Here is a 15,426-nt window from a genome sequence, read left to right on the forward strand (position 1 = left end):
ATGTGTATCAATATCGAACACATTTATTTCTAAAAAAATTTGTAAATACCTGACAGTCAAATGTTTTTGTTTTTGGCATCATCTTAACTATAGTAATAGTATAAAACATCAATCAATTACATAAATATACTTTTATGATATTTAATTACTTAAAAATAGCATTCAGAACCTTACGAAAAAACAAAGGCTACAGCTTACTGAATATTTTTGGATTAGCTATTGGTATTACATGTGCTAGCTTAATCTTTCTTTGGGTAGAGGATGAGGTTAGCTTTAATTCTCATTTTGATAAACAAGATCAAGTTTTTTATGTGCCAACACATCAAGAATATGAGGGTGAATGGCGAACATTTAATTCTACACCAGGACCATTAGCAGAAGCTATGAAAACTGAAATTCCTGGAGTTGTGAGAGCTACACGTACTAAGCGTATGGAAATTTTATTAGCGGATGGTGATAATTCTATAAACAGTATTGGTCGCTATGTTGATGCAGATTTTATAGATATATTTAGTTTGTCTTTTGTAGAAGGCCATGCCAAAGAAGCCTTTAAAAATCCTAATTCAATTGTTATAACTAAAGAAACAGCAGAGGTACTTTATGGTAACAGCAAAAATGTTGTTGGTAAAAATTTAAAGGTTAATGATACAGAAAATTATCTTATAACAGGTGTTATAGAAAATCTGCCAAATAATGTCACGTTTCCATTTAACTGGATTGCGCCTTTTGAGCAATACAGCAGAGGTCAAGATTGGATGAACGAATATGGCGGCTTTTTTGCTGATACTTTTGTTGAATTAGCACCAGAGGCCAATGTTGAAAAAGTAGATGCAAGTGTTAGAAACTTACTCGAACAAAAAACAGGTGATACCGATTCTAAAGCATTTTTGCATACAATAAAGGATTGGCATTTAAGAGATGATTTTGAAAACGCTGAACAAGTTGGTGGTCGTATAGAATCGGTTCGTTTATTTACAATAATCGCTTTAATTATTTTACTGATTGCATGTATTAATTTTATGAATTTATCTACAGCTAGAAGTGAAAAAAGAGCAAATGAAGTAGGTGTAAGAAAAGCAATGGGATCTGGTCGTACGCGGTTAATCTTTCAGTTTATTTCAGAAGCATTGATTCTTGCAGCTATTGCTAGTTTAGTGAGTGTCATTTTGCTAATTATTCTGCTGCCACAGTTTAATCTGCTGATAGAAAAAGATTTAATTTTAGGGCTTTCAAAACCAATACACATTATCTTTTTATTAGGTATTACGCTTATCTGTGGTGTATTGGCTGGTCTTTATCCTGCATTTTATTTATCGTCTTTCAAACCTGTTCAAGTATTAAAAGGAATAAAAGTAACTCAAGGATCAGCTAATTTTATTCGAAAGGGCTTAGTGGTTGGTCAGTTTACGATATCAATCGTATTTATAATTAGTACCATTTTAGTTTATCAGCAAATTCAGCATGTAAAAAATAGAGATTTAGGTTTTGATAAAGATCAATTAGTTTCATTAAATGTAAATGGTACTATGATTGATAAATTTGAAGTTATAAAACAAGATTTAATTAATTCTGGAGCTGTAAAGAGTGTGGGATTAAATAATTCAGGTGTTTTAAATGGAGGAAATAATGGTTCTGGTTTAGAGTGGGCTGGTGGATCAAACACCGAAGATGTGTTAGTGTTCTTTAGGTATATTAATTCAGATTTTATTGAAACTGCAGGTATGACATTACTAGAAGGAAAAGGATTTAGCGACAATGTAGCAATAGATAGCACTAATGTGCTAATAACGGAAGCCTTTGCAAAGTTATTGGGTGAAGGAAGTGCTGTCGGAAAAAAAATTGTTAGAGAAGATACATATACTGTTATTGGTGTTGTGAAAGATTATTTATTTGAAGATATGTACGGACAAAGTGATCCTGTGATGTTTTTTAATTATCATGGTGAAGCGTCGTATATGTATTTAAAAACCGATCCTCAAATGGCAACAGAAGTCATATTATCGAAGGTTGAAGCTGTAATGAAAAAGCACAATCCTGCATTTCCTTTTGAGTATAATTTTGTTGACGATGCCTTTAACGCTAAATTTAAAAGTGAACAGCTTATTGGCAAGTTATCTCAACTGTTTGCTTTATTGGCTATTCTTATTTCTTGTTTAGGACTTTTTGGTCTAGCTGCATATACGGCAGAACAACGTAGTAAAGAAATTGGAGTTAGAAAAGTATTAGGCTCTAGTGTTTCGGGTATTGTAAAGCTATTATCAAAAGATTTTTTAAAACTCGTTGGTGTTTCAATTTTAATAGCTATTCCTATTGCATGGTATGCTATGGATAATTGGCTTCAAGATTTTGCTTATCGCATAGAAATCAATTGGTGGATTTTTGTTATAGCTGGTTTAGTCGCAATATTGATTGCATTAATTACTGTAAGTTTTCAGGCTATAAAAGCTGCATTAGCAAATCCTGTAGATAGTTTAAAAACGGAATAAATTTTAATACGTATATATTATGAAAATTATAAAGAAAATAACATTGTTTAGTTTGCTTTTAATATGTGGAAACCTGTTTTCACAAGCAAAGCATACTGTTGAGTCTTTTAGTAAAGTGATCATTAGTCCTCATATTGAAACCACTTTTGTTCAAGGTGATGAAGAGTCTGTAACTATTTTAGAAAATACAGAATCTAACGGTATAGTAAATATTGAAGTCAATAAAAATACACTGCGAGTATATTTAGATGATGCCAAAGAAACGACAAAACATGAAAGTGTAGAAAAAGATGGAATGAAAATGAAAGTGCCTATTTATAAAGGTAAGGTGTTAACAATTCTTGTAACCTATAAAAATATTGAAACGATGTCTTTAAGAGGTGAACAACGCACATATTGTCAAAGTTTAATAGATGGAAATAAATTTAAATTGTACGTGTATGGCGAATCTCAAATAACATTTAAAGATGTTAATTTTCAGACTTTTAACGCAGATATTTATGGAGAAAGCCAGCTCACAATTAAAAAAGGATTAATAAACTCTCAAAATATTACTGCTTATGGAGCTGGTAATATTAACCTTATTGGTGTAGATAATAAAACTTCTAAATTAAAAGCATATGGTGAGGCTGTGTTTAAAATTCAAGCTTCAAAGCATATCAAATTTACGGCCTATGGAGAGGCAACATTGCGATATAAAGGTAAAGCTGAGGTCAATAAAGGGTTGAGTTTTGGTGATTCTGAAATCACTAAAATTGATTAATATAAAAAAGCAAGAAAATGATAAATACATTGTTAAGTCTTAATGAAGCTACAAGAACGGTAAATTCAGGTAGTAATAAGGTTACGTTGCTCAACAACATAAATTTAGATGTAAAGGAAGGTGAGTTTATTTCGCTAATGGGACCATCAGGTTCGGGTAAGTCTACTTTGTTAAATTGTATAGGTATGTTAGATAGTTTTACAGGTGGAGGTTATACGTTTCTGGGTGAGCCAGTACATGCCATGAAAGATAAAAACAAGTCTAAATTATATAAAGAATATATTGGTTTTGTATTTCAGGCCTATCATCTTATAGACGAATTGAATGTCTATGAAAACATTGAAACGCCTTTATTGTATAAGAATGTAAAATCTTCAGAACGTAAAGCGATGGTAGCAGATATGTTAGATCGTTTTAATATTGTTGGAAAGAAAGACTTATTCCCAATACAATTAAGTGGAGGACAACAACAATTAGTTGGTATTGCCAGAGCCTTAATAGGAAAACCTAAATTAATCTTGGCAGATGAGCCTACAGGTAATCTAAACTCTAAACAAAGTGAGGAAATTATGAATTTGTTTTCTGAATTAAATAAAGAAGGTGTCACTATCATACAGGCCACACATTCAGAATCGAATGCCTCTTATGGCTCACGAATAATTAATCTACTGGACGGTAATATAGTTTCAGAATAATATAAAAATCATGAGAAATAAATATGTGTTAGCAACTATCTTTAATTTGATGGTGTGGTCAATCTTTGCTCAAAATGATGCTACGAAACGTTATTCTTTAGAAGACTGTATTTCTATTGCGTTAGAAAATAATTTAGAATTAAAATCTACAGCACTATTAGAAAATTCTGCGAAGATAAATTACCAGCAATCAAAGGCAAACTTGCTACCAAGTGTTAATGGTAACTTTAATGTTGGTGTCAATGACGGAAGAAGTATAGATCCATTTACAAATGATTTTATAAATCAAGAATTAACATTTTCAAACTTAGGTTTAAGTTTAGATATGACAGTTTTTAATGGCTTTAGGCTATTAAACACTGCTAAGCAAAACAGGTTAAATAATCACGCTTCACAGTTAGAAACGGAAGCTGCGCAACAAGATTTAATTTTAAACGTGACCTTAGCCTTTCTTCAAGTTTTAAACGCTCAAGATGTATTAGAACTTTCTAAAGCTCGCTTAAAAGTTACGAGGCAGCAACTTAAAATTCAAAAGGACTTTTTTGATGATGAATTAGGGAATCCTGCAGATTACGCAGATATTTTAGGTCAAGTGGCGAGTGATGAAACGAGTGTTTTAGTTTCAGAAAGTAGTTTGAACAATGCCAAATTGAGTTTAATTCAATTATTAAATATTGAGACTAATATTGAAGTTAATTCAGAAACTATGCTCTTAGGTTTTGAGGAATATAAGTTATCTGCAGATGAAGTTTATGTAGATGCTTTACAAAACTTAGCAACATTTAAAGCTAAAGAATTACGGATTGATGCTGCAAAAAAAAGTGTTAGTGTCGCTAAATCTCAATTTACGCCAGAGATTTCAATATTTGGAGGTGTTAATACTAATTACTCTAGCGCAGCAGAAACGTTTACGGCTTCAGGCACAAGTATTGTATCAACAGGCGATTATGTCACTGTAGATGGCCAAGATTTATTAGTTATGACGGAACAAACTACTTTCGATGCGCAAAATATAGCCTATAAAGATCAATTAGATAATAACCTAAATACTGTCGTTGGTGTAGCCGTAAATGTGCCACTTTTTAATGGTTTTAGAGCAAAGAATAATGTGGCTTTACGAAAAATCGAAGTCAAAGAATCTTTGCTAGAATTAGAGCGAACACACTTAGACATCAAAAATGCGATAGCACAAGTTCATTTTGATATGAAAGCTGTTTATCAACGTTATCAAAGTATTGAAAAACAAGTTGAAGCCTACCAAGAATCTTTCCGGATTAATGAAATAAGATTTAAAAATGGTGTTTCTAATTTTTTAAACTATATATCTAGTAAAAACAACTTAGATAATGCCTTAGTCAACAGGGCAAATGCAAAGTATGAGTATTTACTTAGAACTAAAGTATTAGACTATTACAGGGGTTTGGTTAACTAGTGCTAATATGTTGAAGTTGAGATTGTACCTTATGAAGTTAAGTTTTTCATAAATACAGAGGAAAACCGTCGCATCATTCTTTATTCTCTTTATTAAATAATAGTTTTGCAACTTATTTAAATGAAATTAAAAATTTATGAGTCAAGTAAAAGAAAACGATACTGTAAAAGTGCATTATACAGGAAAATTAAAAAGCGGACAAGTCTTTGATAGTTCTTTAGAGCGTGAGCCTTTAGAGTTTACTTTAGGTCAAGGTATGTTAATTCCTGGTTTTGAAAAAGCAGTTATTGATATGAAAGTGAATGATAAGAAAACTGTAGACATTCCTATGGAGGAAGCTTATGGAGATGTTATAAAAGAATTATTTCATAAGGTAGAGAAAGCGCAATTACCACCAGAAATGGAGCCTGCAGTAGGTTTAGGTTTAGCGTCTAGAGATGCACAAGGTAATGAGCATCAATTTAGAATAGTTGAAGTAAATGAGGACCACGTAATTGTTGATGGAAATCATCCTCTAGCTGGCCAAGAATTAGTTTTTGAATTAGAAGTAGTAGAGATTAAATAATTAGTTTTTACATTAAAATAGAAAAACCTGTGAAACTTAATTCGCAGGTTTTTTGCATTTGAAAATTTGCTATTAATCAAATAAGGGTAAAGTTATTTTTTAATATTGGCATTACACCAATCGTTGTATGCTTTTTCTAATTGTATTACTATTTCAGGATGTTGAGCCGAAAAATCGTTTCGTTCGCCAGGATCTGCTTCAATGTCAAATAACTTAAGAGTTAAATCATCTTTTATTGGAGCAATATATTGTTCAGAAGGTTCACTTTTCCAGTGGTTTTCTTTTGTATTAGTTAGCTTCCATTTACCTAGTCTAGCAGCCCAAGTTTTTTGCCACTTCCAAACGAGTAATCGGTCGTTACTTTTGGATTCAAATAAATCAATTCCATCTAAATTTTGATCTGTTAGAGTAATGCCTGCCGCATTGGTTAGCGTAGGTAAAATATCAGCGGCAGAGACATACTGCTTTTCAATTTTGCCTGCATCTACATGTCCTGGCCAACTTACAGCCATTGGTACACGTATTCCGCCTTCCCAAAGTGAATATTTTCCTCCAGTTAATGGCGCATTGTTTGCACCTGTAAGTGGAGAGCCGCCATTGTCTGATATAAATACAATTAATGTATTTTTATCGAGTTCAGTTTCATGCAGTGCATCAAGTACACGACCAATATTGTCATCTAAGCAATTAAGGTTTGCCAAATAATACTTTCTTAAGTCATCCGTATTTATTGCTCCAACTCTAGAGTACTTATCATAATAGGCAGAATAACTTCCTGGTTCGTGGTGGCTGTATTCTAGTTTGTTGTCTGGATCGTAATTAGGAATTTCTTCAACACTGTATTTGTCTAAATATTTTTTCGGTACCTCATGGATTAGGTGATGAACAGCACTATAAGACAAGGTTAAGAAAAAGGGTTCGTCATGCTCTTGCTTAAGGTAATTGATTGATTCGTTGGTTAAAATATCTGTGAGATAGCCATCTTCATAACTTTTTTCGCCCATATTGTGCATCAACGGTCCTAGAGCAGCACTAGTACCATAAGGATCTGGTGTTCGTTCTTGTATGCTTTTTGAGTTTGCCCAATAATCATGAGCATGTGCTGAAAAACCTAAGAATTCATCATAACCATGGTTAAGAGGGTATTCTCTAACATTATTTTTATGAAAGTTTCTACCTAAATCATTTTTTCCTATTCTGGCGGTTTTGTAGCCAGCGTCTTTTAAATATTCTGGAAGTGTTTTTACATCATCTGGTAATCCTGGTCCCCAACTTGCAGGAATATCCCAACGAAATTGATTTTTACCTGTAATGATTCCGGCTCTAGATGGACTGCAAACTGGTGCAGTAACATAGGCTTGAGAATATACAGTCCCAGATTTTCCTAATCGAGCAATATTTGGTGTTGAAACTGAGGTGTCAAAATTATCAAAGGGTGCAAAATCTGCATAGCCTTGATCGTCTACTACAATTAAAAGAATGTTAGGTTGTTTGTTTTGTGTGGAGTCTTCAGGCGAAGTTCCGTTTTTCTTTTTGTCGGAATTACATGAAAATAATACTGCAAATACCATTACAAATAAAAATTGTTTCATTTTTTTAATTTATCAATTGTCTACTATAGTGACTTTTATTTCTTTTTCTTCTAGTTTTTTGCGTTTCATTTCAGAAATGCCACTGTCCGTGATTATCTCATCAACTTGAGAAAGATCACATATTCTCGCAAAACTCTTTTTTCCAAATTTAGATGAATCTGCAAGTACAATAACTTTTTGAGCTGCGTGTAGCATTTTTTTATTGAGTTCGGCTTCTTCTAAATTTGTGGTTGAAAGCCCATAATCTATATCTATACCATCAACACCTATGAATAATTTACTGCAAGACACATTATTTAAAATGTGCTCTGCATAATTTCCTATAACTGAGGCAGAACTATGTCTTATATAGCCACCGAGTTGAAGAATTTCAATATTGCTATCATGTATAAGGTGTAAAACAACATGAACCGAAGATGTAATAACGGTGAGTTTGTTTTTAGCCTTAATAAATTTAGAGAAGGCCTGTACAGTTGTACCTGAAGCAATCATTATAGAGTCGTTCTCTATAATACGAGAAGCAGCTAATTGGGCAATACCGTTTTTTTCTTCTACGGAGATTTTTTCTTTATCTAAAACGGTTCGTTCGTTAATATATGGATTGTCTAAGGATGCGCCTCCATGAGTTCTGTAAAGCAAACCTTTTTGTTCTAATAGTTTTAAATCTTTTCGTATCGTTACGGCTGAAACATTAAGAATCTCGCATAAATCAAGGACTTCTAAATGCTTTTCTTTGGCGAGTCTATCTAATATATTTTGGTGTCGCTTCATGCAATATTGGCTTTTTACGATTAAACTAGCTAATTTTTTAAATAAAACACAAATATAGTAAAACGAAAGAAAATGAAGTGTTTTATTTGTGTAATTCTTCTTTTTTATTAATTTTTTATTTCGTTTTGTTTCATTTTGCATTATATTTTATATATTTGAAAGATGATTGAAATAAATACAACATATTTTGTTTAAAAGAGAAACCTTAATAGATCAACTAAAAGCCAATATCAATTGGGATGTCATAATAATTGGTGGTGGAGCCACAGGATTAGGTGTAGCCTTAGATTGTGTAACTAGAGGCTATAAAACATTGTTGTTAGAGCAAGTAGATTTTGCTAAAGGCACATCTAGTAGAAGTACTAAATTAGTGCATGGTGGTGTGAGGTATTTGGCGCAAGGTAATATTGATTTAGTGCGTGAAGCTTTGTATGAAAGAGGTTTGATGTTGCAGAATGCTTCACATTTGGTAAGTAATCAATCGTTCATTATTCCTAACTATAAATGGTGGGATAATTTCTTCTACACTGTAGGCTTAAAAGTTTATGATTTTTTAGCAGGAAAATTAAGTTTTGGTAAATCGATTAGAATAAAGAAAAGTGAAACTATTTCAAGATTATCTACTTTAAAAACGGATAAGTTAAAAGGAGGTGTTGTTTATCATGATGGTCAATTTGACGATTCAAGATTAGCAGTGAATATAGCACAAAGTTGCATTGAAAATGGAGGCACAGTGCTTAATCATTTTAAGGTAAAAAACCTTCAGAAAAATGAGCATGGTAAGATTAATGGTGTAATTGCAATTGATACTGAGACAAATACAGAATATGCTTTAAATGCCAAAGTGGTTGTTAATGCAACAGGTGTTTTTTCTGATGAAGTCTTACAAATGGATAATAAGGATGCGGAAAATAGTATTCGTCCTAGTCAGGGAATTCACTTAGTTTTTGATAAATCGTTTTTGCCAGGTAATGACGCTATTATGATTCCCAAAACGGATGATGGTCGAGTATTGTTTTTAGTGCCTTGGCATAATAGAGTTGTGGTTGGTACAACAGATACATTGTTAGACAGCCATAGTTTAGAGCCAAAACCCTTAGATAAAGAAATTGCTTTTGTCTTAGAAACGGCGAACAGATATTTAAATAAAAAAGCAGACAAAAATGACGTCTTAAGCATCTTTGCTGGATTACGACCTTTGGCTGCACCTAAAGATAAATCTGAGAAAACAAAGGAGATTTCTAGAAGCCATAAAATAATAGTTTCAGATTCTGAATTGGTTTCTATTACAGGCGGAAAATGGACCACTTACAGAAGAATGGCTCAAGATACTGTGAATAAAATAATTGATTTGAACAAGTTGTCAAAGGCAAATTGTAAAACTCAAGGTTTAAAAATTCATGGGTCAAATGGTTCTGTAGATAGAACAAATCATCTTTATATTTATGGCACTGACCAAAAAGGAATTGAGGAGTTGATAAAAGAAAATCCATCGTTTGGTGACAAATTGCATGAACGATTAGAATTTACAAAAGCTGAAGTTATCTGGGCAGTTAGGCATGAAATGGCAAGAAGCATTGAAGATGTGTTGGCGAGACGTGTCCGAGTTTTATTCTTAGATGCTAAAGCGGCTATAGAAATGGCGCCAATGGTAGGAGAGCTATTAAGGTCAGAATTAAATGAAACCAATGATTGGAAATCTGCGCAGATTTCAGAATTTATTGAAATAGCAGACCAATATATTTTAAAATAAACTAATTCTTGCCGAACCTCTACTTCGGTAATTAAATTTATAAACAACAAACTATGGGAAAATATATTTTATCCTTAGATCAAGGTACTACAAGTTCTAGGGCTATTGTTTTCGATAAAAGAGGCAATATAATTTGCAGTGCGCAAAAAGAATTTACGCAGTACTTTCCAAAATCAGGTTGGGTAGAGCACGACCCTAAAGAAATATGGTCTACACAAGCTGGTGTCGCTGCAGAAGCCATTGCAAATAAAGGATTGGATGCAGAAAACATAGCTGCGATTGGTATTACTAATCAACGAGAAACAGTTGTTGTTTGGGATAAAAATTCAGGAAATCCTATTTATAATGCTATCGTTTGGCAAGATAAGAGAACAGCAGATTTTTGCGATCAGTTAAAGAAAGAAGGCAAGGCTCAAATGATTAAGGAAAAAACAGGATTAGTTATTGATTCTTATTTTTCTGGCACTAAGGTAAAATGGATTTTAGACAATGTTGAAGGTGCCAGAGCAAAAGCTGAAGCTGGAGATTTAATTTTAGGAACCATTGATAGTTGGTTGGTCTGGAATTTTACCAAAGGAAAACAGCATGTTACTGATGTTACAAATGCGTCACGTACTTTAATGTTTAACATCAACACAATGGAATGGGATGATGAGTTATTAGAATTATTAACCATTCCCAAAAGTATGCTACCAGAGGTTAAAGCTTCAAGTGAAATTTATGGCCATACAACTTCAACATTTTATGACACAAAAATTCCGATCTCTGGTATAGCAGGAGATCAGCAATCTGCATTATTTGGACAAATGTGTACCAAACCTGGTATGGTTAAAAATACTTACGGAACTGGTTGTTTTATGTTAATGAATATTGGAGAAAAACCAATTGTTTCTAAAAACAATTTACTTACAACAGTAGCATGGAAAATAAATGGAACAACAACTTACGCTCTTGAGGGTAGTGTTTTTATTGCAGGTGCTGTGGTACAGTGGTTGCGAGATAGTTTAAAGATTATTAGGAATTCTGCTGATGTTGAAGCATTAGCGTCTTCTGTAAAAGATACAGATGGTGTTTATTTTGTACCAGCTTTTGCTGGTCTTGGAGCACCACACTGGAATCAGCATGCAAAAGGCACTATGTTTGGATTAACGAGAGGAAGTACAGATGCACATATTGCAAGGGCTTCTTTAGAGTCAATCGCATTTCAGACAATGGATATTTTAAAGGCTATGGAAGCAGATTCGGGTTTGTCTATAAAGGAACTTCGAGTAGATGGAGGCGCAACAATCAATAATATGTTGATGCAATTTCAGTCTGACGTTTTAAATACTGTAACTGTGCGACCAAAAGTGGTTGAAACCACAGCAATGGGAGCGGCATTTTTAGCAGGCTTAGCTGTCGGTTATTGGGATAATCCTGAAGAAATACAAGATATATGGCAGACAGATAAAACATTTAATCCTAAAGAAGAAAGAGCAGAAATAGAAGCCAATATAAAAGGTTGGTATAGAGCAATTGAAGCATTAGAGTATTGGACAAATAATAACTAATTAAAACTGAATTTATGACACCATTTATAGCAGAGATTATTGGTACAGCGATATTAATTTTACTGGGAGGAGGCGTAGTTGCAAATGTAGTTTTAAATAAAACCATCGGAAATAATAGTGGTTGGATTGTGATAACAACAGGTTGGGCACTTGCAGTTTATGTGGCAGTTGTAATAGCTGGTCCTTATAGTGGTGCGCACATCAATCCGGCTGTAACGGTTGCTGTGGCCATTGCAGGTAAGTTTCCTTGGGCAGATGTGCCAATGTACATTTTAGGACAAATGATTGGTGCAATGATAGGTGCAACTTTGGTTTGGGTAATGTATAAAAATCATTTTGATGCCACTGATGATGCAGATGGTAAAAAAGCAGTTTTTTGCACTGCTCCTGCAATCAGAAATACGTTTTCTAATTTCTTTAGTGAAATGTTAGGCACCTTTGTGCTATTGTTTACCATATTCTTTTTTACTGATGCAAATATCAGTGATTCTGGTACGGTTATAGGTTTAGGTTCGTTAGGTGCATTACCCGTTGCATTTTTAGTTTGGTCTATAGGCTTGTCGTTAGGAGGAACAACAGGTTATGCTATAAATCCTGCGAGGGATTTAGGACCTAGAATTATGCATGCTATTTTACCTATTAAAAACAAGGCAAAAAGTGATTGGTCTTATGCTTGGATTCCGGTTTTAGCACCTATAGTGGGTGGAGCACTTGCAGCTTTGTTGATGCTTGTATTATTATAGAATTATATAGTTTTTTTGTTATAGTTAGAAGTGTCAACTCGTTTTGGGTTGGCATTTTGTTTGTTCGTAATCTAAAAACTATATTTACATAAATAGAATTTTTAAATAGGCAAATGAAATCTTTTCAGTTTATTATTTTATGTTTTTTGTGTTTCATGTCTTTTGGGCAAGAGTTACCTCCTGTTGAGACATTTTCTACTTCAGATTATAATGGAGAAAACCAAAACTGGATGATCACACAAAATACCAATAAGTATATTTATGTCGCTAATAATTTAGGATTATTAGAATATAATGGATCAGATTGGACGCCTTATCGATCTCCAAATCATACGATTTTAAGAGCTGTGAAAGCCATAGATAATAGAATTTATTCTGGCTGTTATGAGGAGTTTGGTTATTGGGAACGTCATGAGTATGGCCACTTAGTATATCAGTCGCTAATACCAAAATTGGGTGATAAAATTCTAAGCGATGATCAAATTTGGGATATTTTAGATTATGAAGATTGGGTGTTGTTTCAAGCAGGTCATGCTCTTTATTTCTATGATAAAGTCTCTGAAGAATTTAAAACTATAAATTCTGAAAATATTATTTACAAGGTTTTTAATGTTAATAATAGAATCTATTATCATGTTGCAAATGAAGGTATATATGTTTTAGAGGAAGGAGAGCCTAAGTTAATTTTAAATGATAAAATAGTCATAGAAGATCGTGTAATCGATATTTTTTATAAGAACGAAAAGCTGATTATTCTTACTAGAAATTCTGGATTTTTTCAATTTGTAGATAAAGAGTTTGAAGCTTGGGATGTTTCATCAAATAAAAGACTAAAAGAACTCAATATCTTTAGTAGCATACAATTAAGAGATCAAAGTTTTGTGCTAGGTACTATTTCTAATGGATTAGTAAAAGTTAGTCAAGATGGCGAAATAGATTATGAAATAAATCAAAGGAAAGGATTAGCAAATAATACTGTGTTAACTCTTTTTGAAGATTATGAAAATAATGTGTGGACAGGATTAGATAACGGTATAAACTGTATTAATGTGAACTCGTCTATAAAAACATTTATAGATTATAACGGAAGTATAGGGACGGTTTACACAACTTTGATATTTAATAATCAGCTCTATGTTGGCACAAATCAAGGATTGTTCTTTAGATCTTTAGAGTCTAAAAATCAAGATTTTAAATTTGTAAAAGGAACTGCAGGGCAAGTTTGGAGTTTATTTAATGATGAAAATGAGAATCTGTTTTGTGGTCATCATTTAGGTACATTTCTAATAAATGAAGATAAAGCGACAAGTATAAGCTCAATTTTAGGTGCTTGGAATTTTAAAACTGTACCAAATCGAAATAATCTTTTGCTTCAAGGTAATTACGATGGGTTGTATGTGCTTCAAAAAGAAGGAAGCACTTGGAAGCTAAGGAACAAGATTGATGGCTTTAAAAACTCATCTCGATTTTTTGAAATTAATGATCATAATCAAATACTTGTTAATCATGAATACAAAGGTGTTTTTAATATTCAATTAGATAGCACTTTGCATAAGGTAATAGATATAAAACACCAATCTGAGTTAGAGCTAGGAAAAAATTCTGGTTTAATATCATATAAAAACAATATTCTTTACACCTCTGAAGATGGTGTGTTTGATTACATCAAAAAAGAAGGAAAATTTAAAAAGAATTTAGATTTATCAGAAAAGTTTTCGCCTTATAAATCAGTGAAAATGGTTGTAGATCAAAAAGGTAAGTTATGGCTGTTCTCAGAAGATAATATAAGTTTTGTGAGTTATGATAATCTTACTAATAAACCAGAGGTAACGACGATTTCAATTCCAAATAATTTAAGAAAAGGTGTGTTGGGTTTTGAAAACATTCAGCATATTGAAAAAGAAAATTATGTGTTAGGAACTTCTAATGGTTACCTAACTATGGACTTATCACAAATAAAAAATAAAAGAGAATATCATATTTATCTGAATGCGGTTACGATTTCGTCTCTTAATGATGAAACTAAAGATTTACCACTAGCACTTAACGGCGATTTTAATTACGATTACGGCACGCTACACTTTAATTTTTCTGTGCCAGAATATGATAAATTCCTAGAAGTAAATTATCAGTATAGATTAGAAGGTAAAATGGAAAAGTGGAGTTCTTGGTCAGAGTCACCTAATATTCAATTTGAAAACTTGACGTTCGGCGATTATAAATTAGAAGTAAGGGGAAAAGTTGGGAACCAACAAACTGAAAATAGTGTTAGTTATGCATTCACAATTAATAGACCTTGGTATTTATCTAATGTCGCCATATTTGTTTATTTATTATTGCTTCTAGTTATTGGTCTTTTAATCCATAAAGCCTATAAATTCTATTACGAACGTATTTTAAGGCTTGAGCACATTAAGAGTGAACGTGCTTTTATGCAGATTAAAAATGAAAAGTTAAATCAAGATATTGAAGGTAAAAATAGAGAGTTGGCTATTTCTACCATGAGTATCATTAAGAAAAATGAATTACTTCGTAAGATAAAGAAAGAGCTAAAAGTTACTAAGGATAAAGAAGACATAAGTAGTGCAATTAAACTTATAGATACCAATTTAAATAATAATAAAGATTGGAAATTCTTTAAACAAGCCTTTAACAATGCAGATAAAGATTTTATGGATAAAATTAAGGCTGCGCATCCAGATCTTACACCAAATGATCTAAGGTTTTGCGCCTATTTAAGGTTGAATTTATCCTCAAAAGAAATGGCGCCATTATTGAATATATCTACAAAAAGTGTCGAGACTAAACGTTATAGGTTACGCAAAAGATTACAATTACATCATGATGAGAGCCTTGTTAACTATATCTTAAAATTCTAGCACCTTGACAATAGCAATATTTACCTAGACCTTACCACGACAAACGTCTATTCACGTTGAAAATCAATATTTTATTGCAAATTTCGTAATTCTAGTTATCTCAATGTTTATAGGAAGTTAAAGCAATTTCACAGAACTAAAGGTTGTTAAATTTTGCGATGTTCGTTTTTTATCGAGGTGTAAATTATCATATTAAC

General features: G+C 32.6%; 11 protein-coding genes. 9 read left to right on the forward strand and 2 right to left on the reverse strand.

All coding sequences use genetic code 11. The features are described 5' to 3' along the window. Nucleotides 1–134 precede the first annotated feature (134 nt). The 5 genes from Q0891_RS14985 to Q0891_RS15005 all read left to right on the forward strand — a co-directional run bounded on the left by Q0891_RS14985 (nucleotide 135) and on the right by Q0891_RS15005 (nucleotide 5,941). Nucleotides 135–2,486 carry an ABC transporter permease gene (locus Q0891_RS14985; protein WP_299102910.1) on the forward strand — a complete coding sequence of 784 codons (2,352 nt, stop codon included), beginning with the start codon at nucleotides 135–137 and terminating at the stop codon, nucleotides 2,484–2,486. A 19-nt stretch (nucleotides 2,487–2,505) separates the two neighbouring features. Continuing rightward, nucleotides 2,506–3,249, forward strand: a complete 744-nt coding sequence (locus tag Q0891_RS14990) for a DUF2807 domain-containing protein (protein ID WP_299102912.1) — start codon at nucleotides 2,506–2,508, stop codon at nucleotides 3,247–3,249. A 17-nt stretch (nucleotides 3,250–3,266) separates the two neighbouring features. Then, on the forward strand, nucleotides 3,267–3,944 hold the full coding sequence (locus Q0891_RS14995; protein WP_299102914.1) for an ABC transporter ATP-binding protein: 678 nt from the start codon (nucleotides 3,267–3,269) through the stop codon (nucleotides 3,942–3,944). 10 nt (nucleotides 3,945–3,954) lie between these two features. Continuing rightward, nucleotides 3,955–5,376: a TolC family protein gene (locus Q0891_RS15000; RefSeq protein ID WP_299102916.1), complete on the forward strand. Its 1,422-nt coding sequence runs from the start codon at nucleotides 3,955–3,957 to the stop codon at nucleotides 5,374–5,376. A 136-nt stretch (nucleotides 5,377–5,512) separates the two neighbouring features. Beyond that, nucleotides 5,513–5,941, forward strand: a complete 429-nt coding sequence (locus tag Q0891_RS15005) for a peptidylprolyl isomerase (protein WP_299102918.1) — start codon at nucleotides 5,513–5,515, stop codon at nucleotides 5,939–5,941. Between the two features lie 92 nt (nucleotides 5,942–6,033). Here the strand turns inward: Q0891_RS15005 and Q0891_RS15010 are convergent, their stop codons facing one another. Both Q0891_RS15010 and Q0891_RS15015 read right to left on the reverse strand, forming a co-directional pair. Next, nucleotides 6,034–7,533, reverse strand: a complete 1,500-nt coding sequence (locus Q0891_RS15010) for a sulfatase-like hydrolase/transferase (protein ID WP_299102920.1) — start codon at nucleotides 7,531–7,533, stop codon at nucleotides 6,034–6,036. A gap of 12 nt (nucleotides 7,534–7,545) precedes the next feature. Then, the gene (locus Q0891_RS15015) at nucleotides 7,546–8,304 is read right to left on the reverse strand and encodes a DeoR/GlpR family DNA-binding transcription regulator (RefSeq protein ID WP_299102923.1); all 759 of its coding nucleotides are present in this window, start codon (nucleotides 8,302–8,304) and stop codon (nucleotides 7,546–7,548) included. 187 nt (nucleotides 8,305–8,491) lie between these two features. Here Q0891_RS15015 and Q0891_RS15020 point away from each other — a divergent pair, with 187 nt between their 5' ends. The 4 genes from Q0891_RS15020 to Q0891_RS15035 all read left to right on the forward strand — a co-directional run bounded on the left by Q0891_RS15020 (nucleotide 8,492) and on the right by Q0891_RS15035 (nucleotide 15,229). Then, nucleotides 8,492–10,057, forward strand: coding sequence for a glycerol-3-phosphate dehydrogenase/oxidase (locus tag Q0891_RS15020; protein ID WP_299102925.1), 1,566 nt, complete (start codon nucleotides 8,492–8,494; stop codon nucleotides 10,055–10,057). A gap of 53 nt (nucleotides 10,058–10,110) precedes the next feature. Beyond that, the gene (gene glpK, locus Q0891_RS15025) at nucleotides 10,111–11,607 is read left to right on the forward strand and encodes a glycerol kinase GlpK (protein WP_299102927.1); all 1,497 of its coding nucleotides are present in this window, start codon (nucleotides 10,111–10,113) and stop codon (nucleotides 11,605–11,607) included. A gap of 14 nt (nucleotides 11,608–11,621) precedes the next feature. After that, nucleotides 11,622–12,350 carry an MIP/aquaporin family protein gene (locus tag Q0891_RS15030; RefSeq protein WP_299102929.1) on the forward strand — a complete coding sequence of 243 codons (729 nt, stop codon included), beginning with the start codon at nucleotides 11,622–11,624 and terminating at the stop codon, nucleotides 12,348–12,350. 113 nt (nucleotides 12,351–12,463) lie between these two features. Next, a complete protein-coding gene (locus Q0891_RS15035) occupies nucleotides 12,464–15,229 on the forward strand; it encodes a triple tyrosine motif-containing protein (protein WP_299102931.1) in 2,766 nt (921 codons plus the stop codon). The last annotated feature ends 197 nt before the right edge of the window (nucleotides 15,230–15,426 follow it).

It is taken from the genome of uncultured Winogradskyella sp. (assembly GCF_947498005.1).
Classification (GTDB): domain Bacteria; phylum Bacteroidota; class Bacteroidia; order Flavobacteriales; family Flavobacteriaceae; genus Winogradskyella.